This is a genomic window from Dehalogenimonas sp. 4OHTPN (genome assembly GCF_040448695.1).
Lineage (GTDB): Bacteria > Chloroflexota > Dehalococcoidia > Dehalococcoidales > Dehalococcoidaceae > Dehalogenimonas.
Genome location: NZ_CP159307.1, coordinates 1,062,946 through 1,086,857, shown reverse-complemented (window position 1 = coordinate 1,086,857; position 23,912 = coordinate 1,062,946). Strand labels below are relative to the sequence as shown.

At 50.2% G+C, this 23,912-nt stretch carries 24 protein-coding genes and 1 tRNA gene; 14 read left to right on the top strand and 11 right to left on the bottom strand.

The genetic code is table 11. From position 1 onward, the window contains the following. The first annotated feature begins 37 nt into the window (after positions 1-37). The 4 genes from ABV300_RS05655 to ABV300_RS05640 all read left to right on the top strand — a co-directional run bounded on the left by ABV300_RS05655 (position 38) and on the right by ABV300_RS05640 (position 2,617). A complete protein-coding gene (locus ABV300_RS05655) occupies positions 38-322 on the top strand; it encodes a hypothetical protein (protein WP_353713927.1) in 285 nt (94 codons plus the stop codon). A gap of 2 nt (positions 323-324) precedes the next feature. Then, entirely contained in the window at positions 325-558 is a 234-nt protein-coding gene (locus tag ABV300_RS05650; protein WP_353713926.1) for a YtxH domain-containing protein, read from the top strand. 72 nt (positions 559-630) lie between these two features. Continuing rightward, positions 631-1,755 (top strand): AI-2E family transporter, encoded by a 1,125-nt coding sequence (locus ABV300_RS05645; protein WP_353713925.1) that lies wholly within the window; start codon positions 631-633, stop codon positions 1,753-1,755. After that, positions 1,730-2,617 carry a YihY/virulence factor BrkB family protein gene (locus ABV300_RS05640; protein WP_353713924.1) on the top strand — a complete coding sequence of 296 codons (888 nt, stop codon included), beginning with the start codon at positions 1,730-1,732 and terminating at the stop codon, positions 2,615-2,617. Before ABV300_RS05645 ends, ABV300_RS05640 begins: the two co-directional genes overlap by 26 nt. A 284-nt stretch (positions 2,618-2,901) precedes the next feature. Here the strand turns inward: ABV300_RS05640 and ABV300_RS05635 are convergent, their stop codons facing one another. Continuing rightward, entirely contained in the window at positions 2,902-3,621 is a 720-nt protein-coding gene (locus ABV300_RS05635; RefSeq protein WP_353713923.1) for a Crp/Fnr family transcriptional regulator, read from the bottom strand. Positions 3,622-3,688: 67 nt separating this feature from the next. Between ABV300_RS05635 and ABV300_RS05630 the strand changes: the two genes are divergently transcribed. Next, positions 3,689-4,768, top strand: coding sequence for a glycosyltransferase family 2 protein (locus ABV300_RS05630; RefSeq protein WP_353715365.1), 1,080 nt, complete (start codon positions 3,689-3,691; stop codon positions 4,766-4,768). A gap of 8 nt (positions 4,769-4,776) precedes the next feature. Here ABV300_RS05630 and glgP read toward each other — a convergent pair whose 3' ends face one another. After that, positions 4,777-6,930, bottom strand: a complete 2,154-nt coding sequence (gene glgP / locus ABV300_RS05625) for an alpha-glucan family phosphorylase (protein WP_353713922.1) — start codon at positions 6,928-6,930, stop codon at positions 4,777-4,779. A 120-nt stretch (positions 6,931-7,050) separates the two neighbouring features. Here glgP and malQ point away from each other — a divergent pair, with 120 nt between their 5' ends. From malQ to ABV300_RS05605, 4 genes are all read left to right on the top strand, one after another. Continuing rightward, positions 7,051-9,195 (top strand): 4-alpha-glucanotransferase, encoded by a 2,145-nt coding sequence (gene malQ, locus ABV300_RS05620; RefSeq protein WP_353713921.1) that lies wholly within the window; start codon positions 7,051-7,053, stop codon positions 9,193-9,195. Further along, complete coding sequence (locus ABV300_RS05615; protein ID WP_353713920.1) at positions 9,131-11,599, top strand: DUF3536 domain-containing protein; 2,469 nt, start codon at positions 9,131-9,133, stop codon at positions 11,597-11,599. The genes malQ and ABV300_RS05615 overlap by 65 nt, the downstream gene beginning before the upstream one ends. Before the next feature lie 148 nt (positions 11,600-11,747). Next, positions 11,748-12,158: a response regulator gene (locus tag ABV300_RS05610; RefSeq protein WP_353713919.1), complete on the top strand. Its 411-nt coding sequence runs from the start codon at positions 11,748-11,750 to the stop codon at positions 12,156-12,158. After that, positions 12,142-13,173: an HD domain-containing phosphohydrolase gene (locus ABV300_RS05605; protein ID WP_353713918.1), complete on the top strand. Its 1,032-nt coding sequence runs from the start codon at positions 12,142-12,144 to the stop codon at positions 13,171-13,173. Before ABV300_RS05610 ends, ABV300_RS05605 begins: the two co-directional genes overlap by 17 nt. A gap of 53 nt (positions 13,174-13,226) precedes the next feature. Here ABV300_RS05605 and ABV300_RS05600 read toward each other — a convergent pair whose 3' ends face one another. Next, on the bottom strand, positions 13,227-13,700 hold the full coding sequence (locus ABV300_RS05600; protein ID WP_353713917.1) for an Hsp20/alpha crystallin family protein: 474 nt from the start codon (positions 13,698-13,700) through the stop codon (positions 13,227-13,229). Between the two features lie 310 nt (positions 13,701-14,010). Here ABV300_RS05600 and ABV300_RS05595 point away from each other — a divergent pair, with 310 nt between their 5' ends. Genes ABV300_RS05595 through rpiB form a run of 3 tightly spaced genes read left to right on the top strand, consistent with a single transcriptional unit; the run spans position 14,011 to position 17,155 of the window. Beyond that, entirely contained in the window at positions 14,011-14,661 is a 651-nt protein-coding gene (locus ABV300_RS05595; RefSeq protein WP_353713916.1) for a hypothetical protein, read from the top strand. Between the two features lie 24 nt (positions 14,662-14,685). Then, positions 14,686-16,698 (top strand): transketolase, encoded by a 2,013-nt coding sequence (gene tkt, locus ABV300_RS05590; protein ID WP_353713915.1) that lies wholly within the window; start codon positions 14,686-14,688, stop codon positions 16,696-16,698. Then, a complete protein-coding gene (gene rpiB, locus ABV300_RS05585; protein WP_353713914.1) occupies positions 16,691-17,155 on the top strand; it encodes a ribose 5-phosphate isomerase B in 465 nt (154 codons plus the stop codon). Before tkt ends, rpiB begins: the two co-directional genes overlap by 8 nt. Before the next feature lie 10 nt (positions 17,156-17,165). Here the strand turns inward: rpiB and ABV300_RS05580 are convergent, their stop codons facing one another. Together ABV300_RS05580 and ABV300_RS05575 are read right to left on the bottom strand one after the other, a co-directional pair. Beyond that, positions 17,166-17,831 carry a ribulose-phosphate 3-epimerase gene (locus ABV300_RS05580; RefSeq protein ID WP_353713913.1) on the bottom strand — a complete coding sequence of 222 codons (666 nt, stop codon included), beginning with the start codon at positions 17,829-17,831 and terminating at the stop codon, positions 17,166-17,168. Between the two features lie 96 nt (positions 17,832-17,927). Further along, positions 17,928-18,797: a universal stress protein gene (locus ABV300_RS05575; RefSeq protein ID WP_353713912.1), complete on the bottom strand. Its 870-nt coding sequence runs from the start codon at positions 18,795-18,797 to the stop codon at positions 17,928-17,930. A gap of 128 nt (positions 18,798-18,925) precedes the next feature. On the opposite strand from ABV300_RS05575, the gene ABV300_RS05570 reads away from it, so the two are divergent. Further along, positions 18,926-19,381 carry a ferritin family protein gene (locus ABV300_RS05570; protein WP_353713911.1) on the top strand — a complete coding sequence of 152 codons (456 nt, stop codon included), beginning with the start codon at positions 18,926-18,928 and terminating at the stop codon, positions 19,379-19,381. 69 nt (positions 19,382-19,450) lie between these two features. After that, positions 19,451-20,146, top strand: a complete 696-nt coding sequence (locus ABV300_RS05565; protein ID WP_353713910.1) for a hypothetical protein — start codon at positions 19,451-19,453, stop codon at positions 20,144-20,146. Here the strand turns inward: ABV300_RS05565 and ABV300_RS05560 are convergent. The 6 genes from ABV300_RS05560 to ABV300_RS05535 form a co-directional block, all read right to left on the bottom strand. Beyond that, entirely contained in the window at positions 20,143-20,961 is an 819-nt protein-coding gene (locus tag ABV300_RS05560) for a PAC2 family protein (protein WP_353713909.1), read from the bottom strand. The two genes, ABV300_RS05565 and ABV300_RS05560, sit on opposite strands and share 4 nt — an antisense overlap. Then, a complete protein-coding gene (locus ABV300_RS05555; RefSeq protein ID WP_353713908.1) occupies positions 20,942-21,862 on the bottom strand; it encodes a PAC2 family protein in 921 nt (306 codons plus the stop codon). The genes ABV300_RS05560 and ABV300_RS05555 overlap by 20 nt, the downstream gene beginning before the upstream one ends. A gap of 45 nt (positions 21,863-21,907) precedes the next feature. Next, positions 21,908-22,213: a hypothetical protein gene (locus ABV300_RS05550; protein WP_353713907.1), complete on the bottom strand. Its 306-nt coding sequence runs from the start codon at positions 22,211-22,213 to the stop codon at positions 21,908-21,910. A gap of 53 nt (positions 22,214-22,266) precedes the next feature. Then, on the bottom strand, positions 22,267-22,926 hold the full coding sequence (locus tag ABV300_RS05545; protein ID WP_353713906.1) for a molybdopterin-dependent oxidoreductase: 660 nt from the start codon (positions 22,924-22,926) through the stop codon (positions 22,267-22,269). A gap of 129 nt (positions 22,927-23,055) precedes the next feature. Next, positions 23,056-23,131: transfer RNA gene (locus ABV300_RS05540), tRNA-Pro, on the bottom strand. A gap of 38 nt (positions 23,132-23,169) precedes the next feature. Then, positions 23,170-23,910 (bottom strand): 2Fe-2S iron-sulfur cluster-binding protein, encoded by a 741-nt coding sequence (locus ABV300_RS05535; protein ID WP_353713905.1) that lies wholly within the window; start codon positions 23,908-23,910, stop codon positions 23,170-23,172. Positions 23,911-23,912 lie beyond the last annotated feature (2 nt).

Here is a 23,912-nt window from a genome sequence, read left to right as displayed (position 1 = left end):
TGAACTAAACGCGCTAGCCGGTTCAACTGGAGGCAAAATGGGTATTGAATGGTATCGCGATCTGGTGATAGTAATAGGCGGCGTCGTCGCCATTCTTATCGGCATTGTCATCCTTTTGCTGGTTATTTCCATCTACCGAAAAACCAACGCCATTTATGAACGTTCCAAGACTGTTATGACCTCACTGGAAAAAGCCGCTGACCGCGTCGAAGATTTCACCCAAACTGCCACCCAAGAACTTATCAAGCCGGTAATTGAAATCGCCGCTCTATTTCAGGGTCTCAAGGCGGGGCTGGGTGTAATTTTCAATAGGAGGAAATGACTATGTCCAGCGATTCTACTGGCAACTTCTCTATCGGTCTTATTCTTGGTGTGGCTATCGGCATCGGTATCGGATTCATGTACGCGCCGCAACCAGGATCAGCCACGCGCGCGTTGCTCAAAGAAAAAGCCATTGAATTATCCGACAAAGCTGAAGAATTGGCTGATAAAGTTAAAGAAGGAGCTTCGGCGGCCAGGAACAATCTGGAGAACCGCCTGCCACCTGTTGCCCAGTAAATCCTTAACCGCGCAGGTGCCCGAGGCTGACGTCAATTTGATACCTGGCGCCTAGCGATGTTGGAATAGACGGTGCAATCCCTTCATTTGACTTCCCGCCACTGGCGCTCGATAGTATTCGTAGCGATACTAGTCGTATTTTTCAGCATTGCATACACACTTAGAAGCGTTCTTCTCCCGTTTTTTATTGGTGTATTGGTCGCCTTCATCCTGCATCCGGCTGTTGTTTGGCTCGAAAGCCATGTGACCTTTCCTGAAAAATTGAGGCGACACCGCCGGGTTATCCTGGTGGTTATCGTGTTATTGTTGTTGGCAGCTTTAATTGTCCTGGTCGCCAGTTATATGATCGCAATCCTCATCAATACGGTGGATCAACTGCTGGACAATGCTTCCGAAATCGTTGATGCCGTGATGAGTTATTTCTCCAATCTTCTGGAATCGGTGAGGACGCAATTTTCGCCAGATATTCAAGCCCGCATTGATCAATTTGTCACCGATGTCACCGGCAATATCGGAACCGCTCTGGAGAATCTCGCCAGGCGGAGCTTCGATCTGATCCCCGATACTATCGGTGTAATATTCGGCTTCGCTGCACTGCCCATGTTCCTTTTTTATCTGCTTAAAGATTGGGAGAAACTGGGCAACGCGCTGCATAACAATCTCCCCCGCCAGGCGGCAATCCATACCCGCAACGTCCTGACAATCATCGGAGGAGTACTTGGACGGTACCTCCGGGCTCAGTTATTGTTGGGAAGCATAGTCGGCAGCGTGACTTTCATCGGTTTACTACTAATGCGGGTGAATTTCGGACTGGCTTTGCTTCTGGCATTGATCGCCGGCGTATTCGAGATGGTGCCGACCATCGGACCGTGGATCAGCGGGCTTTTTGCCCTGATCATAATACTAGCAACCTATCCCGACCTTGTCATCTGGGTGATTGGTTTGTTCTTGTTTGTACAACTGATGGAGAACAACCTCCTGGTGCCGCGGATCCAGGGGCAATTACTACATATTCATCCAGCGGTGGCATTACTTTTGCTCGTACTCGGCGCTTATACCGCTGGAATATGGGGTATTCTGCTCGCAGTACCTCTAACGGCAACCATTGTTCAGATATTCTATTACCTGAACGACGCCTCCCGCTTAGAAGACCACCTGCCTTTGTTGCATCATGACGCGACGATCTTTCAAAAATAGGTTCAACCGACTTAAAGACCGGTTGTTATCCATTACCGGCATCCGTTTGGCGGTCGGTACCATCGAGGAACTTGGCAGAGACGATGCTTCCCACCTGGCGGCCGGAGTTGCTTATTTCGCGATGCTGTCGCTGTTTCCGTTGCTGCTAGGATTTATCGCTTTGGCCGGCATATTTTTGCCTTCCGAAACAGTTCAGCAGGCTATTCTCCGCTTCATGGAAGACAACCTGCCTATCGCCGCCGATATTGTTGTGGAAAATATCGAAAGCATTATCGCCTCACGGAATATTGTCGGCGCAGTTAGTTTTATCGCCCTGTTATGGACCAGTTCAAATATGTTCACAGCTATTGGCGTGGCCTTAAATAGGTCTTGCGGCGTATCCGAACGACGACCTTTTTATCTGCGAAAACCCCGGGATATTGTACTATCACTGGGAGCAGGTTTCCTATTCTTAGTCTCGGGTGTATTGCCAACGGTTTTTAATTTACTCCCCGCAGTAGTCATCCCTTTCTTCGGGAACACGACAAACGCCGCGTTGCTTGCGGTGGGCTCTATTCTTACCTGGGTCGTTTTTATCGTTATGTATACCTATCTTCCAACGACCAGGCACCCTTGGCACTATATCTGGCCGGGAGCGGTACTGGCAACAGCCTTGTTTGAAGTCCTGAGGTATGTTTTTATCTACTTTGTGGAGCAGTTTTCGCGGATTACGGTCATCTACGGCCCAATCTATTCGGCCATCGCTTTAATGATCTGGATCTACCTTTCTGGATTGATACTTCTTGCCGGAAGTGTTTTCAACGACCAGGTACGCCGTCTGGCGGATGGAATTCTTACGCTTGATGCCGATAAGCCTATCTAAATCAAGCCATGGGCTGCATAGTCAACACTCAGGCTTTGACTCCATTGAGACCAATTCATATTCCCAACGGATAGCACCGCGACTGCAGATATACTCACAAACCCCGCAGTCACCGCAAGCATCGGTTTCAAGACAAGAAATCCTGTTTTCCACAACCGCCAGAACACCTCGGCTGCAGGCAGCCAGGCATAAATTACAACCATCGCATAAAACCTGATCAATTTTTATTGCAGGACCCACATATCTATTATCGACAGGTGCCGCCGAAATGTATGTGACTTTCATCATGCGGCTTTATCCTCAAGTTTTACCCGGTCTTTGATAACGATCTTATGACGGTCTACCATGATAATACCTTCGTCCTCCAGCCCTTTAAGCGCCCGCGCCACCACTTCTCGGGCAGTGCCTGCCATTGAAGCCAGATCCTTCTGTGTCAAAAATGGCGCCGACTCTAGGTTCATCTGGTCAAGCAGGATACGCGCCAGACGCCCGGATACCGGTCTGAAAGAAAGATCGGCCACAAGGCTGCTCAGATCCCTTACTCTGCCGGCAAGCAGGCGGGCAATATTCGGAGCAAGTCCGCCTAAACGGCAGGCTCTCTCCAGCAACGCCGGGCCGCTGATAGAATACAGAAGTGCTGGAGTTAAGGATTGTACTGTTGCTGGTACGATGCCGCCATCAAAAGCGGCGACGTCGTTGAAACTGTCGCCCGGCCTGACAAGTCTGACTATCTGTTCTTTACCCCCTGAGGAGGTGTTGTATATTTTTAACGCTCCGGAAGCTACCAGGTAGAGATTACGGTCGGCTCCGCCTTCTAAGGTGACAATCTCACCGCGCCCAACCTGCCGCTCAAACGTCAGTTGGAAGACCTCTTTCATTTCGCCGGTTGAAAGCCCGATAAAATAAGGATTGCGGGCAATAAGTTCTTCTTTACTAATGATGTTCAGCGTGACATTAGATCCGGTCATACTTGAAATTATAGACACTGCCGGTACTTCCGGCAATGAAGTCCTCCGGCCAGTGATTGGAATCAACTTGACGCCTTGTACCTGCTCAGATAGCATTGTGGCCATGAATAAGCCTCATTTAACAATTGTGGTACCAACATTTAAAGAAGCCGCCAACGTACCGATACTGCTGGAACAGGTATACTCGGCGATGAGAGGGTACCCTTTTGATGTTCTGGTAATCGATGACAACTCGCCTGATGGAACCGCAGACATTGTTCGTCGTTTTTCTAAACAATTTCCCGCAAGTGTGATCGTCAGAACCGATAAACGCGGCCTGGCTTCAGCTGTTGTCGACGGGTTTAACGCAGCCAAAGGCGAATTGATTGGCGTCATGGACGCTGATCTTCAACACCCGCCGGAAGTGATGAGCCGGTTGGTGGCAGCGGTAAACCAAACAGGCGCCGAACTAGCTATCGCCAGCCGTTATGTTCCGGACGGCAGCGTCGGCAACTGGTCATTTATCAGAAAACTAATCTCACGAGGCGCGGTATTTCTTGCCCACCTGTTGCTTCCGTCAACCAGGGGGATTAAGGACCCGATGAGCGGCTGTTTTTTATTTCGACGCGAGGTTATCTTCGGCGTGGGATTAAGTCCGGTAGGTTATAAAATACTACTGGAAGTCATCTGCCTAGGAAGGTCAACTAAAACCGTTGAAGTGCCTTATGTTTTTAAAAACCGCCGAGCCGGAACGACCAAATTATCAATGATAACCCAGACTGACTATATAAGACATCTCGTTTCCTTGATGCGACGTACCGGTGAACTCCGAAGGATGCTAAAGTTTATCGGCGTGGGGCTCAGCGGTTCAGTGGTTAACTTGAGTTTGATAGCTTTGTTGCGGGAAGCTGTCGGTTTTAACTACCTGTTGGCTGGCGCAATAGCTTTCGAGATTTCGGTTATTTGCAATTTTATATTAAATGACCGATTCACTTTTAGCGACCGAAAACGCGATGGATCAAGATTCGTGAGCCGGCTGTGGCGTTTTAACACCACCAGTCTGGGAGGCTTAATCATTTACGTTTGCCTGCTGGCAGCGTTGACCGAGTTAATGGGACTCCATTATATCTTATCAGCAGCAGTCGGGATCATTGCCGCCTTCGGTTGGAATTTCTTTGTCAACAGCACCTGGACATGGAAGTAATATCTGGCTTATTCGGATTGAATTGCTACGGTAGCCGCGCTCTGAACTATCGGCACGTACATCATTTCAGCATATTCCATCATCATCCTGGAGGCTGAAAAGGAAAATAGCGTCGAAGCGATGGCTTCCTTGCAGATCTTCAGCCAGCGCCGGGGAATATCTGCCGTGTCGCGCTCATAAAACATCGGGATAATCTGTTCCTCGAGCAGCCGGTAGAGTTCAGAGGCGTCCTGGATATCTTCTGTATTTGGATCCTCCGGCTTTAGGGAGCCGCCGATAGCCCACCCGTTCCGGCCGGTAAATCCTTCATGCCACCAGCCATCTAAAATGCTGGCGTTGGGAACGCCGTTGATCGCCGCTTTCATACCGGAAGTCCCGCTGGCTTCTAACATACGCCGCGGGTTGTTCAACCAGACATCAACACCTGATACAAGGTACCTGGCGAGGTGGAGATCATAGTCTTCAATAAAACAAATCCTGCCTTCAAACTCACGATCGGTCGCCTGGCTATACACCCGATGAATCAGCTCTTTTGCCATATAATCAGCCGGGTGAGACTTGCCGGCAAATATGAACTGCACCGGCCGCTGCCAGTTGCGAACAATCGTTTTGAGGCGTTCAATATCTTTGAATAGAAGTGTCGGCCGTTTATACTCAACAAAGCGGCGGACAAAACCGACGATCAGCACCTCAGGGTCGAGCATCGCTCCCAAAGCCACCAGCCGCCGGCTGGATACGTCAATTCCCCCCCATTCCTGGCGCGCTTGCTCTCTGATATAATGCGCCAGCCGTTGCTTACGGTCTTGGTGCACCTGCCATAACGCTTCGTCCGGGAGAGTCTCCACCGCTTGACGAAATGTAATCTCTTGTCTCCGCTGATACCAGTTTGATCCAAAGGATTTTGCAAACAGTTTTGACATTCCTGGTGTCAGCCAGGTGGGCACATGAATACCGTTAGTGACATGGCGAATGGGAACAGCAGACTCAGGAGTTTGGGGATAAAGACGCTGCCACATGCGGCGCGAGACTTCTCCATGAATTTTACTCACGGCATTGATGTTTTTTGAAAGGTTCATCCCCAGAACTGTCATGTTGAACGGTTCGCCTGGATAGGCTTGACCCAAGGACATGAAGCGCTTCCGGTCAAGTGCCAAGCTTTCCCAGAAGCAACAAAAATAACGTTCGATCATCGATTCATCAAAGGTATCGTGTCCGGCTGGAACAGGGGTATGGGTGGTAAATATTGTTGCAGCCCTGACTCTATCAACCGCTTCTTCGAATGCTTCCCCTTCCAAAAGGTGCTCTCTGAGCAGTTCGACCAGCAGGAACGATGTATGACCTTCGTTGCAATGCCAGGCCGCCGGATCAACGCCTAACAGGCGAAGCAGCCTGACGCCGCCGATTCCCAATATGTATTCTTGCTGCAGCCTGATATCTTTGCCCGCACTATAAAGCCTGGCTGAGAGTTCTCGATCACCGGGGGCATTCTCCGGCAAGTTAGTGTCTAGCAGGTAGAGAGTACTCCTGCCCACCTTGACTTCCCACGCTGTAATGAAAACAGTTTTATCCCCGAGGCTCAGGCTCATGATGAATTGGCTGCCGTCAGGCATGGTTACCTTCGAAACAGGAGCCAGATCGAAGTCGAGTTGTCGGTAATGTTCTATTTGCCAGCCTTCGTCACTGATGCGCTGATGGAAATACCCTTCCGGGTACATGAAGCCGACGCCGACGAACGGCAGACCAAGGTCAGAAGCTTCTTTGCATATATCGCCAGCAAGTACCCCTAGGCCGCCGGCATACATCGGCAAGGAGTTATGAACGGCAAATTCCATCGAAAAATACGCAATAGGTTTTTTGAAAACACCCTTATAGTTTCGTGATGCCCAGGTGTTGCCGTCTTTGATGACGCTGTCGAATTCTCCAATCGCTTGGTCATACTTTATAAGGAATTCCTGATCCACAGCCAGGCTGTCGAGCCGTTTGGTTTCAACTTCAGCCAGAAGGCGTACCGGATTATGACCTGAAGTTCGCCATAATCTCGCATCTATCGATTCGAAAAGTTCACGAGCTGGTAAATTCCAGCTCCACCATAAATTGTTTGAAAGCTCTGCCAAACGCGAGATGCGCCCCGGCATCCGTGACGTAAGTTGTTGTAAATCCATTAAGCGGCAGTCCTTAAGCGTTGCATCGTTTGAACAATTAGCACTCATTATCCTTGCCGCCTTTTTTCAAGTCAAGCCATTACCCGGTATAATCCGGCTAAGTGAAGATGGGAAGTATGGTTGGCTAAAGTAAATCCAGAGCTAATTAACCTGGCCATCGCCTGCGGCATTCAAACAGCCTATCGCGACATGCACAGACGTCTTAAAAAAGCTTCGGCGCAGGCGATCATCGGCGCGTTACGAGGTTTGGGTGTCCACATCGAGGATGAGACTGACGCACCTCGGGTATTGAGACGTCTCACTGCGGCAAAACGACGGCAGGCAGTCCAACCGATACTGGTGGCCTGGAGCGGCAGACTACGCCCTATTCCAGTGACACTGCCTCGTAAATTCAACGGAATCGTCTCAGCGACCATCACTCTGGAGGAAGGCCGAGTTCTGAATTATTGTTGGAAATCTTCAGATTGTACCGTCACTCAGATTGATCACAAACAAACAAGGGAATTTCAACGAACACCAACTCATAAACTGCCGGTGAAAGGCATCATGCCGTACGGCTATCACGATCTTAGAATTTACGTCACCAGGCGGATGTACCGTTCACTGATCATATCAGCCCCGCAACAAGCCTATTCAGATAAAGGTGGCTCCCCCCGATGGGGAATATTCAGCCCGGTTTATTCGCTTCACTCTGAAACCAGCCTGGGAGCAGGTGATCTCTCTGATTTCCGTCGGCTAGCCGAATGGAGTGGGACCCACGGGGCATCAGTGATCGCCACGCTGCCGCTGCTACCTATATTCTTGGAATACTCATCGAACCCCAGTCCCTATTCACCAGTCAGCCGCCTGTTTTGGAATGATTTTTACATTAATCTTGAATCGCTGCCTGAGTTAGCCGCCTGTGGCGAAGCCAGAGAATTGCTAGACTCGCAAGAGTTTGCTGCTGAAGCGGAAAGCCTTCACGAATCAGCACTGGTGCACTACGGCCGGCAGGCAACTCTAAAACGCCGAGTCCTGGAGATGCTGTCCGGGTATTTTTTCTCAAACACCGAGACCGTACGTTACCGGGAATTCTTGGCATTCATGATTGCACGTCCTGAGGCAATCGAATACGCTCGTTTCCGCACATCAAAGGAAATGGGGCAAACCTCCAGCCAGATTTCACCGGGCGACCATGATATACAGTTTTCAAGTTTAGCTAATACTCCAGTCGGGTACTATTTATTTACCCAGTTCTCGATTCAGAAACAAATGGAAGGGTTGTACTCCGAACTAAATATGAAGGGTATCAAGCTGTTTTTAGACCTGCCTCTCGGAACTCATCCCGAGGGCTGGGATGCTCGGCGGTTTCAGGACGATTTTGCTGAAGATGTCTCGGTCGGGGCGCCGCCCGATCCGGTATTCCTCAGCGGTCAGAACTGGGGATTCAGGCCGCCGCACCCGGAACGCATGCGGCACAACGGCTACAAATACTTTATTCAGGTCTTACAGCACCATTTCCAGTTCGGAAAGATACTGCGCCTGGATCACATTATGGGGTTCCACCGTTTATTCTGGATCCCGCCCGGACTCAATCCATCCGAAGGCTTATACATCCACTATCGAGCTGAAGAACTCTACGCTGTGGTATGTTTAGAATCTTTCCGAAACGAAGCCGTGGTTGTGGGGGAGGATCTGGGGTTGGTTCCGGCAGAGGTTAGACGGTCTATGCGCCGCCGCGGCATCCTTCGGAGTTTCATCGCCCAGTCCGAGATGTTATTCGGTAACAGGAATTGTTTCGCACCTGTACCGAACAATGCAGCAGCCTCTATGAATACTCATGACATGCATCCTTTCACGGCATTTTTTAACTCTTCGGATATAGCGGAACGCACTGCCGCTGGCGTTCTCGATCCGGCAGAGGCCAAGGATGAATCTACGCAGCGGAAAAATGGAATCACCTCAATGCTTGAGTGTCTGAGAGACCAAGGTTTGATCTATAGAACAGACCCCTCCGCCGATGAAGTATATAGAGCCTTTATACGATTGCTGGCCTCGGGCAGTGAGCCAATCTTGCTGCTGAACATCGCTGACCTGCTAGGAGACTACCGAGCGCAAAATATCCCAGGTACGGTAAACGAGTATCCGAATTGGAGGATTCTCAACCTTCGGTCAATTGAAGAAATCCAAACCGACCCGAGGATAATCGCATTGATTAGAGATGTCGCAGTTCTCAGAGGCCGTTGCACGAAAGCAGTATTGCCAGCCGGGAGTTTGCATGACTGAAACGAAGAGATACGTCATAATTCACGGTCATTTTTACCAACCGCCTCGGGAAAATCCATGGCTGGAAGTTATTGAACCAGAAATATCAGCGGCTCCCTACCATGATTGGAACCAGCGGATCACCGATGAATGCTATGCAGCCAACCTGGCGGCTCGTATCCTTGACGAAAAAAGGCGAATAGTCGCCATTGTAAATAATTATTCCCGCCTCAGCTTTGATTTCGGGCCGACGCTGCTATCATGGATGGAGAAAAACCAGCCTGAAGTTTACGCGTCCATTATCTCCTCTGACCGAGAAAATATCACTGTTTATTCCGGTCACGGCCCGGCGTTGGCTCAAGCTTACAATCATATCATCATGCCGCTGGCCAGCCGCCAGGATAAACAAACCCAGGTAGTCTGGGGCATCGCCGATTTCCACCACCGTTTCGGCCGCCAACCGGAGGGAATGTGGTTGCCCGAGACAGCGGTGGACCTTGAGACTCTTGAGATCATGGCGGACCACAATATCAAATTTACCATTCTCAGCCCTCATCAAGCAGTGAGGTTCAGACCTCCCGGAGGGACATGGATCAAAGCCGGGAGTGATTTCGATACCGCCCGTGCTTACACCTGCCGCCTTCCAGCGGGCAAAAACATCACCTTGTTCTTTTACCACGAAAGTTTATCCCGCGGCGTGGCTTTTCAGGGGCTGCTTCATAACGGCGACTCATTAGCCGGCCGTATTCTCGAATCCTACGTCCCAACCGAAGGTAAGAACCTGGTGATCATCGCAACGGATGGAGAAACGTTCGGACATCACCACAAATTCGGCGAAATGGCACTGGCGCAGGCCTTCGACCAATTACACAAAGCCGATGTCCATGTTACCACTCCAGGAGAGTATCTATCCCTTTTCCCGCCGGACCATGAGGTCGAGATACAGGAGAACTCAGCATGGAGCTGCAGCCATGGTGTAGAACGCTGGCGCAGCGGCTGCTGCTGCAGCACCGGCCAACATCCGGGATGGAACCAGGATTGGCGGTCTCCACTGCGCCGCGCCATGGACCTGCTGAGGGACCAACTTGGCGGTGTTTATGAAAAGGAGACTTCCCGTTTGCTGCAGAACCCCCGGGCAGCACGGGATGACTATATCGAGGTGTTCAGTAATCGGTCCAAACAAAACACCAGTCGCTTTCTAAACCGTTGGGCGTTTCGGCCTTTGACCTCTTCTGAAAAAATCACGGTTTTAAAGCTGCTCGAAATGGAACGGAGAATTCAGTCAGCCTTCACAAGCTGTGGTTGGTTCTTTGATGATATCGGCGGGCTTGAATCGTTGCTAGTACTAAAACAGGCAGCAGTGGCTTTACAGTATGCCGCTGAGGTTAACGGTGAATCCCCTGAATCCCGATTCCTTGAATTACTGGCTGGTGCCCGTAGCAATGTGCCCGCTTTAGGAAGCGGTAAAGACATCTTCGAACAACAAGTGCGGCCTCTGCAAACCGATCTAAAAAGAGTTGGAGCGAATTTCATAATCAACGGATTGTTTTCGAAACAAACCCGTCAATCAACTTATTACATTTTCCGAGTCAACGTTATTAATATAACAAAGTCAGCCTCTGGTATGTTAAAAACTGCAACGGGGCGAATTGAAGTTACCTCCACAGTAACCGGCGAGTCATGCCGTTTACGTTACGCCGCTTATGCGTGGGGTGTGCGCGAGATATATGCCGGCGTGGCCGATGATTCTACCTCGACCGCGAATTTGGCTGATCTAAACGGCGAATTTTTACCCGGCGCATCTGAAGCTGATTGCTCTCTCCGTCTTTCAACGTTGACCAAGCACTTCCCCTGTTCTACATATGGACTGGCTGAATTGTTTGGTGACGAAAAAGCCGCGGTCATCGAAAACGTTGTTGCAGTCACCCTCCAGAAAGCCGAAAAAGCTCATCGCCGCCTATTCAACGAGTACCGTGACACGGCCAGGTTTATTTCCGATCTGGGACAACCAATACCGCCTCATCTCAGTGTCTCCGCGGCTTTCATTCTTAACCGCGAACTCCAAGGTGAACTCGGGAAAAAACGGCCCAATCTCAAAACAATACAATCCACACTTGACGAGATGGATCTTTGGGAATTACCGATAGACGAACAATCAGTCTCTTTCTATTTTACTTCCCGGCTGGAACAACTAACGATTGCTTACACTAATAATCCTAACGACAAAGAGGCTCTTGATAAAGCTGAAGGCCTCCTTAAAATCGCCAAAGCCTCCGGTCTTGATTTAAACCTCTGGCGCGTGCAGAACGCGTGGTTTGCGATTATTTCAGGATCTGCAAGAGTGAGTAATCAAAAAAGTCCGTTTGGCGCTGGCGACAGCATCCATAATCACCTGGGAGGCCTCCTGGGTTTCAGGGTTGATTAACCTGTTTGGCAGCCAGTACTAAATTACCATCACTCTTTTGTTGATATTTATGTTATCTATGTGTTACTGTTAAGCACTTTCTTAATTAATATTCGATATCAGGTAAGATCAGTGCCATCGGAGGCGGTTGTACTTGTCTGAACCTCAAGTGAAAGTCCTAGATCACAAACGAAATGTTCACGTACTTCTGGTCGAGGATGAGCCAGCAATCGGCATGGCATGCCAGAGAGTTCTTACCGGCCGAGGTTTCAAAGTAACAGTTGCTGTTGACGGTCAGGCAGCTCAGTCATTACTTGTATCAAATGAATACGATATCTGCCTGCTGGACATCCGTACGCCTCAGATTAGTGGGGAAGAACTCTTCAAGTGGATCCAAGTGAAACGCCCGGAACAAGTTCCAGGCGTTATCTTAACTACCGGCGACGTTATCTCCAGCGACACCGCCCGATTCATCCAGACATCCGGGCGCCCCAGTCTGCCTAAACCATTCGCGCCGAATGAACTGATCGAGATCGTCACTTCAGTGTTGGGACAACTGCCTTATGAATCAGGTAAGTAGTAAAGAAACTATACTGATCGTTGACGACGAACAAATCGTACGGCGTCTGCTCCACCAGAAGCTGGCCAACGACGGTTATGGTTGCTCTGAAGCCGGAAGCGTCGACGATGCCCTGAACGTTCTTAGCGCAAATAGAGAAATCGCTCTTGTCGTTTCCGATATGAAAATGCCTGGTAAAAGCGGTATGGATCTGCTTGCCGAAGTGAGAGCCAATTATCCTGATACCGCTGTGATCATCGCCACCGCGTTAAACGAGACAGCCACCGCCATAGAGTGCATGAAGCAGGGAGCATATGATTATCTAACCAAGCCCTTCAAGCTTGACGAGGTAACGTTTTCTATTTGGCGGGCGTTGGATAAACGGCGGCTTCAATTAGAAAACCGTGAGTATCGCCAGCATCTTGAAACCAAGGTCGAGCAGCAAGCCGAAAAAATCAGGGCTTCTTTCTTCAACGCAATCACGGCGCTCGCCCACGCCCTTGATGCCAAAGACGGTTACACCGCCGGGCATTCCCAACGGGTTTCTGAAATAGCAGTAGGCATCGGCATCGAACTCGAGTTGGGACATGAACAGCTCGAAAGCCTGCGCCTTGCCGGCATGGTTCATGATATCGGGAAAATCGGCATTGACGGGACTATCCTTCACAAACCTGGGGTCCTCTCGTCTGAGGAGAGGATTGAGATGGAAAAGCACCCTGCTATCGGTGAACATATCCTCGCCCCGGTGGTTGAAGACACATCTATATTGGCAATGGTACGCAATCACCACGAACGTTGGGACGGCGGTGGATACCCCGATGGTCTGGCCGCTACCGGTATCCCCCTTGGTGCCCGCATTCTGGCGCTGGCAGATACCTTTGACGCCATGACATCAGAACGACCATATCGGATCGCCAATAGTCTGGATTTCGCTGTCAGTGAAATAACCAGGTGTTCAGGAAGCCAGTTCGATCCTTCTGTCGTCGAAGCTTTTATTAAAGCTCGACGTGTCATCGCTGAAGCTACGAATAATTAATAAACAGAGAGGGGGCTGATAACAGCCCCCTCTCTGTTTATTGGACTTAAAAGCTACTTCTTTGCTGTTCCTGTCGATTCGATTGTCTTGGCGGAAGTCGTGGATACCTTTATCTGCTTTTTCTTTTTCTCCTCGGCCTTAGGCATGACGACTGACAGGACTCCATCTTGATATTTCGAAACCACTTTGTTCGGGTCAATTGATTCAGGAAGGCTCAGCGCACGGTAGAAACTCCCAAATGACCGCTCCCTGACAAGGTACCCGTGTTCTTTTGTCTCGGATTCGGTCGAACTCTCAGCCTGAATAGTCAATACATTATCCTCAATCGAAACATCGATCTTTTCAGGATCGACTCCGGGTAATGACGCTTTGACCTCGAGTTCATCTTCCCTTTGAATGACGTCAACCGGGATCATCCACTGCTCGGTCGCCGCCGGCCATCCCCTGCCAAAGCCACGCCAAAACCTGTCAAAGGTATTCTCCAACTGTCTCATCTCACGTGCGGGATCCCATCTCTGCATTACCATCTTGTTCCTCCTTACGGCATTTGTATAATACGCCTTAGATTCAGATTAGCAATCTCGCTGTTTGATTGCTAATTTATTTTTACCAAAAAGTGTTGTTTTAGACAACCGCGTCTACAATTATTCATAGGTTTCTAGGAGAATCTTAACCAATTATAAATATTTATCGCGCATAATTCCGCACTCAAGCTATTTGTAGCTCGATTATTCCGCTTCTTCAAAGTCTAACTTGATAATCCAGCTCGGGTCATTATTGGCTAAGACGGCTGGTTTTTCGGTAGAATGTGGTCAAATAATTTACTACAGGAAACGAATGGATATCACCGAATGCACTGGGCGTCTTGACACCAACAAATTCCCTTTCCCGGTCATGACCGTCGGGATCATGGGTTCGGCCGGAGGTATAATCCCCGACTCCACCAAAGAAAAGATGAAGGAACTCGGACGCTGCATCGCTCGGAGAGGGTACGTCTTGATCACTGGCGCCTCACCTGGAATACCTCACGAAACAGTGCTTGGCGCTTTTGAAACCGGCGGAATTGTCGTAGGCATCTCTCCGGCGCTTAACCTTGAAGAGCATGTCACCAGGTACGCTTCACCCACTCGCGGCTACCGGGCGATAGTGTTTACAGGCAGCGGGTTGATGGGGCGGGAGATTGAAAACATCCGCTCTTGCGATGTGGTGATCTTTGCAGGCGGCCGTTCCGGCACGCTGGGCGAATTCGCCATTGCATACGATGAAGGGAAGATTATCGGCGTGCTGCTGGGGACCGGTGGCATTTCGGAACACCTAGCTGAGATAATACGGATGGTCGAGAAAGAAACCGGAGCGACCGTTATTTATGACACTATGCCGGAGCGGCTATTAACTAAGCTGGAAGATTTGTACAAACAAATCCTATTGCCCCAATATACCGCTATGATGGATAAGCACAACCCGGATGGAATCGCCAGCCCGATTTAAGCCAAGAATAAGCGAAGGATTTTGATGAACAGCAACCTCGATATACTTTCCATCAACGTAATCCGGTTTTTATCGGCTGACATGGTGCAAAAAGCTGCCTCAGGCCATCCGGGGGCGCCAATGGGCGCCGCCGCGATGGCTTACACCCTATGGCAAAAACATCTGAAGCATAATCCAGCCGACCCATCATGGTGTGACCGTGACCGTTTTGTGCTGTCAGCCGGGCATGCCTCGGCTCTTCTTTATTCTTTGCTGTACCTTACCGGATATGATCTGTCGATTGATGATCTCCAGAGCTTTCGCCAATGGGGGTCAAAAACACCAGGGCACCCGGAACATGGGCTGACACCCGGGGTTGAAGCCACCACCGGGCCGCTGGGCCAGGGCTTCGGCAATGGAGTAGGCATGGCAATCGCGGAGAAGTGGGCGGCGGCGCGATTCAACAAACCGGGGTACAGCATTGTTGATCATTACACTTATGCTATTTGCTCTGACGGCGACCTCATGGAGGGAGTTGCTTCGGAGTCAGCGTCTCTGGCAGGCACCCTGGGATTGGGCAAACTGATCTACCTGTATGATGATAATAAAATCACGATCGAAGGAGATACCGCTAATTATTTCAACGAAGACGTAGGTGCCCGTTTTAGAGCCTACGGCTGGCATGTTATCGGACCGATCGACGGAATGGACCCCGAAGCGGTGGATACCGCTTTAAAAGAGGCTCGAAGTGATACCACAAGACCCAAACTGATTATTTGCCGCACTATCATCGGTTACGGCGCTCCTACCCGGGCTGGTACCGGCGCGGCTCACGGTGAGCCTCTGGGAGACGCTGAACTTTCCGCCGCTAAAGAGTGTCTGGGGTGTTCCCATCTTGAGCCATTTAAAATTCCAGCCGAAGTCCTTGCCAGCATGTCCGCCAGAGCCATCGGGAAAGCCCGCCTGTCAGAATGGCAGCGCCTTATGAACCGATACTCGGCTGTATTCCCGGTTGAAGCAGCGCAGTTCCAGAATTTTCTGGCAGGAAACCTGCCGCATGGTTGGAACGACGGTTTGGAAAACATGTTCAATCCATCGGAGAAACCGATAGCCACCCGCGAAGCTTCCGGCAAGATCCTAAACCTGGTCGGCAAACGCATTGAAAACCTCCTGGGGGGTTCGGCCGACCTAGCGCCATCCACCAAAACAGTTCTGGAATTCGAGAGTTTCTTCGGCGCCTCCAATCCTACCGCCCGCAATCTTCAATTCGGGGTCCGGGAACACGCCATGGGGGCAGTCTTAAACGGCCTGGCGCTTCACGGAGGAATAATTCCTTACGGAGCCACATTCCTCGTGTTTTATGACTACATGCGCCCCTCAGTGCGTCTGGCGGCCATACAGGAACTCAATGTGGTGTATGTTTTTACGCATGATTCAATCGGTCTGGGCGAGGACGGACCGACGCACCAGCCGGTCGAACACTTGGCTGGCCTGCGTTCCGTGCCGCATCTAGTAACAATCCGGCCTGCAGACGCCGCGGAAACCGCCTTCGCTTGGGAAATGGCTCTAGGGCGGCGGAACGGACCGACCGCCCTAGTCCTCACCCGCCAGAAGTTGCCGATTTTTGACCGAACGGAGATGGGGGCAGCGACGCTAACCCGGCGCGGTGGTTATATTCTGTGGCAGGCTGACTACAATCCTAAGATTATCTTTATCGCTACCGGTTCCGAGGTGCACCTCGCCCTCGCCGCAGCCAAAATCCTCCAGGGTGAAGGTATCACCAGCCGGGTCGTATCTTTGCCATCCTGGGAGGTATTCGAAGCCCAACCGCAGGCTTACCGTGATCAAGTGTTGCCGCCAGAAATCTGGCGGCGAGTGAGCGTGGAGGCTGGACGTTCTCTAGGTTGGGAACGCTATGTCGGTTGCCGCGGCGTTATCATTGGTCTCGACCGGTTCGGGGCTTCCGCTCCTGGAAATGTATTGTTAGAAAAACTTGGATTCACCGCCCAGCACATTGCCAAGGCGGCGCGGACTCTGATTGGAGAAATGGGTGGTTAACCTCGCTGTCGCCGCCGATCATGGCGGTTTCGCTCTGAAACAAGCCCTAGTACCGTTATTGCGAAGTGAAGGCCACCGCATCATTGATCTCGGTGCGTGTGATTTTCAACCTGATGACGACTATCCGGATTATGCCGAAAAAATTGCCCGGGAAATTAATGCCGGCAATGCCCGGAGGGGTCTTTTGATATGCGGATCCGGAGCCGGCGCCTGCATCACGGCTAATAAAATCCCTGGCATCCGCGCTTCTGTATGCCACGACACTTACTCTGCCCACCAGTCGGTGGAACATGATGATATGAATGTTTTATGCCTTGGCGCCAGAGTCCTGGGTCTTTCGCTTGCCCTGGAACTGACCCGAGCGTTTCTCGGCGCGGAATTCATCGACGAACCTAGGTATCGCCGTCGTCTCGACAAAATTACGGAAATTGAACGGCGGGCCCTCCTTAACCGGTAAAGGGTTCGCTTCAAGCCAAGGCGGCATCAACAATACCTTGCAGCCGCCGCTGATTGGCCGCAGGATCGCCGCTCAAGAATATGCCCGAACCGACGCAAATGTCGTCCACCCCGCTTAGAGCCACTTCTACGATATTAGCTTCTTTAATGCCTCCGTCGATGCCGATTGAAATATTCGGCGCCAGCGCCCTGATCTCTCCAGCTTTGTCCAGACATTCCGGGATAAATTTCGAGCCGTAAAAGCCGGGAATGACCGACATGATAAGAATACTATCGATCAGGGGCAACAGCCCGGTGGCCATCGAAACCGGAGTTTCGGGATTAAGAGCAATACCCACTTCCAACCCAAGTTTACGGGCGATGTCAATCACCGCATATGGATTTTTGCTTGCTTCAAAATGGAAAATAACACGTCGAGCACCTGCTGATCTAAATCCAGAAAAATACGTTTCCGGTTCATTGACCATTAGGTGGGCTTCCCAGTCGAAAGGCAGTTTAACCGATTTTACGTCTCGCCAGCCGATGCTCCTGGAGGGCACAAATTCACCATCCATAATATCAACCTGAGCCCAGTCAACGGCGCCTTTTAACTGCTTCGCCATTACCCTAAGTACTTGAGGATCATCAGTCAGAATTGCGGGAACTATTCTTACACACCGAAACATTTCTTCACTCAATCAATTATTCTTGGAAGTCTCAACGATAGAGGGCGAATTCAATGCTATTTCCGGCATAGAAATCTAAAACGTGTTTCTTCTGCTGTTTACGAAAGCCTACCGGCTGGCAGCTGAGATTGATCGTTCGCTGCCGCGTACCAACAGCATTGGCAGCTTAGTTTCCGAACTGACTGCTGCGGCGATGCTCCCGAAAACCCAACGATCAAGACCGCTGCGGGCGTGTGTTGCCATCGCGATAACGTCGGCGCGTGTATCTTCAGCAGCTCTCACTATGCCGTCTGCGACGCCTCCAAAGACGACATTGGTTTTTACGTTGATTCCTGCGGCCAGAAAGTCTTTAGCGATTCGCTCGAGATACGCGAAAGCCTGTTCACGCACCTCTCTCATCAAGATCAAGGCGTATTCTTCCCAACTCGGCTTAGCCGACGGCGGACGGTCTGAAGGTATTTCCGGATAAGCGTTCACTGAAAGCAACTCAACTTCTGCCTTTGCCGTCTTTGCGAGTCTAATCACGTGGGGTACTACATTCTCTGACGCAATGGACCCATCCAACGGCAGGAGTATCTTGGAAATGCGAGGTTTGTGGCTTCCAGGTTTTATCAAGATCAGTGAACAGTTTTCGGAAACCAGGTTATGCAGAACCTTCTCTTCCCGACTCAAATCTGAATAACCCTGCCGGCAAACGGTGATCAAATCAACATGCTCGTTAGCGACATAGTCTTTGATCTTTTCCGCAAGATCGCCCGGTTCGGTATAGCTTATAGCCTTGAAACCCTGTTGTGCCAACACCCCTGCCTGGATCCCGAGGTAGGCGCTATTCAGGCGGCATAAACGGAGTTCATCTTCCGGGCAAACGCTAAACAATACTAAAGTGGTCGTTTTTTCAGCGAGCATCTTGGCGTAGGGCAATGCCAACTCAGCCGTTTCAGAACCATCAAGTGGAATTAGTATCTTGGAATAAGTCATCTCGTATCTCCGATATTTCGTGGTAATTATAGCTGAATCAATGCCACAGGCCAATTAAATTGACACTTTAAAAACTGGATCCTAGAATTAGGTAGTTTAGAAATATCTAATTCTACATTCGAGGTGCAATGAACGACGAAATCACAGAGATCTTAGAAACTGCTATGTTCAAAGAAGTCTCCTCCTCGGCAACCTACCGCAGAGCAGCTGAAACAACCTCCGATCCGGCTGTAGCCGCCCTACTCCGTGAATTAGCTGATGAGGAAGACGTACATCTGGCCATGGTTAAAAACCTGAAACTAGATCAAATTACGAAGAGTTCGAGATTTTCTGGGTTGGTACAAGGCTTGAAAACGACCGAACACCTTAAAGCTCCGGACGAACTGCCCGGCGCCGACCTTGGAGAAACGTTGCTTTTCGCCATCCGCCAAGAAGGAACCTCCGTGGCTTTTTATACCAGCTTGATGGGTCTATTCGGGTCTGAAGCTCTGAAAAATTTGTGCCAGGCTTTAGCCTGGCAAGAATTAGCCCACAAAGCGCGCCTTGAGCTTCTCTACGAGCGCCTCTTTTATACTGAAAACTAACTATTGGATCGGCGTCTCCGGCCTGTTCTGCTTTAACCTGAGCCAAAATATATTAAATAAGGACTTAAGATGAGCGAGGAAATCGGAAGAATTGAGCGCCCTGAAGCCGTGTCATTCAAAGGTAAACGCAAACTTTGTGTAGTGCCTTTAATTTTTGAGTGGTCCGAGGCTGCCGCAGAATATACAGCACTGTTCAACCGCTATTGGGAAGAGGTAAGTGAACAATTGCGGAATTTATCCAGTCGGATCGGACCGGTAAAATATGTTTTCCACGAAGGCGCCGATCATTCGGGCGATGCCGCAATCGCCCACCTCGAAAAGTATACTCCCAAAAGTCACTCCATTGTTGTTTCCCTGGTTAACTCAGGGGCTGTTGTTGCTCACTTGGAAGACCGGGAATTAGTCTCGGAAACTCTTGATTGGGAACGGTTTATCATGATGGGTTTCGCCAGCACCAAGGTAGCCAGAATGGTGACTGAGAATTACAGGTCAGCGATGAAAAAGCGTTACGATTTCATGGTCACCAGGATAAACGAAACAATCAAGCCTGACGAAACCGGGGTACTTTTCTTAAGAGAAGGCTACCCCATACAATACCCCTCGAGTATTGAGGTTTTTAGTGTATCCCCCCCGTCCCTCGATGAAATCAATCGTTATCTGCGGAATCATCCCATGGAACTCAAAGATCGAGAAATTGAACCGGAAACCTCGGCAGATGACTCAACATTGGATGGAACTCCGGCGTCTGACGTAACCGGTAATTAGCTTAAGGCCTGCCTTACGGACGCCGCCAAGGCTCCAGCTTCGTATTCCGTAAGGCTGAGGTTTGATTCAAGCATCGACAGGGATTTATCCACCTCGGGCTCCGAGGCTCTAAGCCCGGCAATTTTTTCCCGCTGGCGCCTGGCGGAATCTTCAGCCTCCTGGGTATTCACAGGCAATGCAAGTTTATGGCGCAAGAATGATAGTATCCTGGCGGCACCTGTTTCATCGGTCAGAGGAGCCAGGTAAAACGGCACTGGCGACCATAGTGAGACGGCTTCGACACCATGCTGGCGTGCTTCCCAGGTCAGATAGGTCCCTATCGCCGGCTTTTGGCCCGGCGGCGATATATAGTCCATATCCGCTTTTACACCTTCCCCGGAAAGCCAGTCTCGGAGCAGAGGTGTTGAGAGATTGGCCATTAAGGTGCTCGGTGTATTGTGCGAAGCCATCACAGGCAAGGCCCCAATAATGATCATGTGACTGACCTCGTGTTTTGCTGCCAGATCTAACACTCGTTCCAGAAACTGATGGACTTCATAAGCTGGAATATCTGAGATAAAAGCGATTAACGGGACCTCCTTGGAATAGCTGAAACTCGAATCTGGCAGCTTGGCAAGGTCGCTGGCGACTTCGACCCCGGAAAGTTGAAAAAAGCCGACCGGCTCAATCTCGGCCAGCGGTTTCATTTTGAAAGTCTGGTTTAACAATGCAATCACGCGATCTCCCGTCATACCGGCGTCACCGTGCCACCCGACCACCATAGCGGGCCTGTCTAGCCGGGTTTCAGACAGATACTTAAGCTGCCCGGTCATCATTATTTCGGCCGCTACGAAACAATTCTTCGATGTGTTCCGCCATCCATCGTTTATCGTCCTCAGTTATCGCCTCGCCCCCCTCGGCTTCAACCCTGGCTTGAGCCCGTTGGGATATCTTCGCTTTAATTTCATCAGGAAACTGATCGAAAAATTGTTCCGCCATCTCGAAGGTCTGCCGGCGCATTTCTTCCAGGTCGTTATAATCTAATTGCAGACCATATAAACGGGATAATATTTCCAAAACAGAACGCGAAGCTGATGGGTACGGCAATGGTGCCCGGGCAAGGTAATCAGGCACTTCACCCATTAGACAAGCCCCCGGGATGCCCCGCCTGGCGGCGACGCCGATTAGCAAACCGTTGAGGCCGGTGATAGTGGCTTGTGTTCCCCTTCCTTGATGTGCGCTCAGGTAAGAACCTGCCCGCTTTAATTCGATCTCTGCAAGTAAGGTTTTTTCGGTTGCCACCGCCCAAACCCCAGGAGTGTAATTATGGTGAATAGCCGAGACAGCAGCGCCAGAGGAAAAGATACGGCGGCAACCCAGTTTTTGAGCCACATCAACAACCAGGTTAGCCATCATGAACGCTTTACCGCCGGACGCGTAGGTTGAACCTGTTTCCGCCGGTTGTTCTTCCCCGATAAACATAACCAAATCGCACTGCGGCTGCCGTTTGTAATAGAACCGGCTTGAAGGAAAATTCAATTCTTCAAGGACACCGTTTTTAATAACCACTCCGTTGGGATAGAAAAACGGCTCAGGTTCAATTTCACCAGCGTAATCAGCCTCAAGCTGGCGCCGCAGGGTATCGACCGCCAGTATTCCTACGCTACCTATTCCCGGCCAACCTACGATCAGATCCGGTTCATTAAGCTGGGGTATCTCAATTAAACGATAATTCACGCCGACATCCTAGAGATAAAAATAGCTCAGAAAATAAGTTAGGATTTATTTCTCAGGACCAATGGCAATCACAAAATTCTCTATGTGTGTAACCCCTCGCAAACTGCTTACCATCCCCTGGACGGTATTGAAAATAATACACTCAACGAACTCATTCAAGCGTACCGAAGCTCCGTTGATCACCAAAGCTACCCGGTTATCTTTAGCGTTTAATATCATCGTTTCTACCTTGCAGGTGCTCTCCAGGGCTGTAGCCATCCCATCCAAAACACGGTCGAAGTATGTCTGGACAAAAAAGGAAAGGGTGACGTCGGTGCCATTAACTTTAAGCGTTACAGTTTTTGATCCCATTGAAGCCTCCTTGAATCTTATTGTCGCCCGACGGCTGAAACAAAGTCAAACCATTATTTGAAGAAGTCATCATCTAAATCTCCTGAATCGGAATAGCCGCGGCTTTCCCAGTAGCCCTGGTAGTTGATGTCGTCCGACAATTCAATTTTGGTTATCCACTTGATCCATTTGTATCCCCATTTACTTTCCGCCACTAATATCAAAGGGAATCCTCGCTCCGGTGGTATGGTTACCCCGTTCATCTTATAGGCGAGCAATATTTTGTTTTCAATGAGGTATTCAATGGGAAATGATGTCGTGTACCCGTCTGCCGCGTGGAAGATCACCGTATTGGCTTTTAGATTGAGTCCAGCCTGGATGAACAGGTCTTCAACCTTCAAACCCTGCCACAGGATCTTCGCATCCCAACCCCCGACGCAATATAGGGTCACCACTTTTTGGTAATCTTGAAAGCCTTCTGACAGTTGGCTATAACTTAAACTCAAGGGGTTATTCACCAGCCCGGAAACTTCCAATCGGTATGATTCGCGTTCGATGAACTGGGGACCTTTTATTGAGTTTTCACGAAAATCTTTAGCGACTGAGGAAAGCATCTCTCCTTGATACTCTCTGATTTCGACCCCGTCAAGACTCACCGGTTGATACCTCTGATAAACTTGCCACGATAACAGCATTACTGCTATAGCGGCAGTAGCCGATATCAAAGTTTTCACAATTGTATGACTACTTTTCATACTATAATTGTCCGACAGACATATGTTTATGTCAAATCAAAGAGTTATAAAAATCCCGTAGGCGAAATGCCTACGGGATTTTAAACCTAACCGCAGGAGAACAATCACTGGTCGGGGTGAGAGGTTTCGAACCTCCGACCTCAGCGTCCCAAACGCTGCGCGCTACCAGCTGCGCTACACCCCGTGAACGGCGAGTATATTATTCTTGCGGAGAACAGTCAATCACAGTTTCCTGCAGTCCGGGCAGTAATCAAACTCGCTTGGCGACAATCCCGACTTTCGAGCCATGAATTCCACTTGACGCACCGGGGCATAATTGGTTCCGCAGTTGAGGCACGCCTTCATTGCAAAGTCAACCGTGCCCTGAGGCCATGAAATAATCCGCTTATTTCCGCTGTCCACCAGACTGATAGCTCCAGTTGGGCAGATATAAGCGCAAGAACCGCAGGCAATACAGTCGCCGGCTTCGTTATAGAAAGGTAAAGCGACCTCGCGTTCAGTTCCACGGTTGACTAAGCTAATAGCTGAAGCGCCGACCACTTCGGCGCATACCCTAGTGCACAACCCGCACAAAACGCAGGCATCACTTTTGCTGTTTTCATCGGCGATGCTGAAACGCGACTCGGTGACACCTAAAGCTGCTGCCATCTCTTTTACCGCAGCGGATCCCGGGCACCTGGCCAGCAGCAGTTCTATAACCGTCCTGCGGACTCGAAGGGCCTTTTCAGAGTCAGTGGTTACCTTAAGTCCTTCTTCAACAGGATACAGGCAGGCCGTCACCAAACGCTTACGCCCCCGCCGTTCTACCTCTACCAAACACATACGGCAGGCTCCGTAATCTGAGACGGCTTCACTGTGACAAAGTGTAGGAATATAAACCCCGGCTGCCTTAGCTACGGTAAGCACTGTATCACACGGTTCAGCTTGGAACTCCCGACCGTTGATGGTTAGTTTAATCGCCATTA

Bases quoted from the DNA above. Each gene is read 5' to 3' on its own strand.
- ABV300_RS05535 (WP_353713905.1), bottom strand. From the start codon at position 23,910: ATGGCGATTAAACTAACCATCAACGGTCGGGAGTTCCAAGCTGAACCG.
- ABV300_RS05595 (WP_353713916.1), top strand. From the start codon at position 14,011: ATGGATATCACCGAATGCACTGGGCGTCTTGACACCAACAAATTCCCT.
- ABV300_RS05605 (WP_353713918.1), top strand. From the start codon at position 12,142: ATGAATCAGGTAAGTAGTAAAGAAACTATACTGATCGTTGACGACGAA.
- ABV300_RS05655 (WP_353713927.1), top strand. From the start codon at position 38: ATGGGTATTGAATGGTATCGCGATCTGGTGATAGTAATAGGCGGCGTC.
- ABV300_RS05615 (WP_353713920.1), top strand. From the start codon at position 9,131: ATGTCGCAGTTCTCAGAGGCCGTTGCACGAAAGCAGTATTGCCAGCCG.
- ABV300_RS05570 (WP_353713911.1), top strand. From the start codon at position 18,926: ATGAACGACGAAATCACAGAGATCTTAGAAACTGCTATGTTCAAAGAA.
- ABV300_RS05600 (WP_353713917.1), bottom strand. From the start codon at position 13,700: ATGGTAATGCAGAGATGGGATCCCGCACGTGAGATGAGACAGTTGGAG.
- ABV300_RS05565 (WP_353713910.1), top strand. From the start codon at position 19,451: ATGAGCGAGGAAATCGGAAGAATTGAGCGCCCTGAAGCCGTGTCATTC.
- ABV300_RS05630 (WP_353715365.1), top strand. From the start codon at position 3,689: ATGAATAAGCCTCATTTAACAATTGTGGTACCAACATTTAAAGAAGCC.
- glgP (WP_353713922.1), bottom strand. From the start codon at position 6,930: ATGGATTTACAACAACTTACGTCACGGATGCCGGGGCGCATCTCGCGT.
- tkt (WP_353713915.1), top strand. From the start codon at position 14,686: ATGAACAGCAACCTCGATATACTTTCCATCAACGTAATCCGGTTTTTA.
- ABV300_RS05575 (WP_353713912.1), bottom strand. From the start codon at position 18,797: ATGACTTATTCCAAGATACTAATTCCACTTGATGGTTCTGAAACGGCT.
- ABV300_RS05640 (WP_353713924.1), top strand. From the start codon at position 1,730: ATGACGCGACGATCTTTCAAAAATAGGTTCAACCGACTTAAAGACCGG.
- ABV300_RS05560 (WP_353713909.1), bottom strand. From the start codon at position 20,961: ATGATGACCGGGCAGCTTAAGTATCTGTCTGAAACCCGGCTAGACAGG.
- ABV300_RS05650 (WP_353713926.1), top strand. From the start codon at position 325: ATGTCCAGCGATTCTACTGGCAACTTCTCTATCGGTCTTATTCTTGGT.
- ABV300_RS05550 (WP_353713907.1), bottom strand. From the start codon at position 22,213: ATGGGATCAAAAACTGTAACGCTTAAAGTTAATGGCACCGACGTCACC.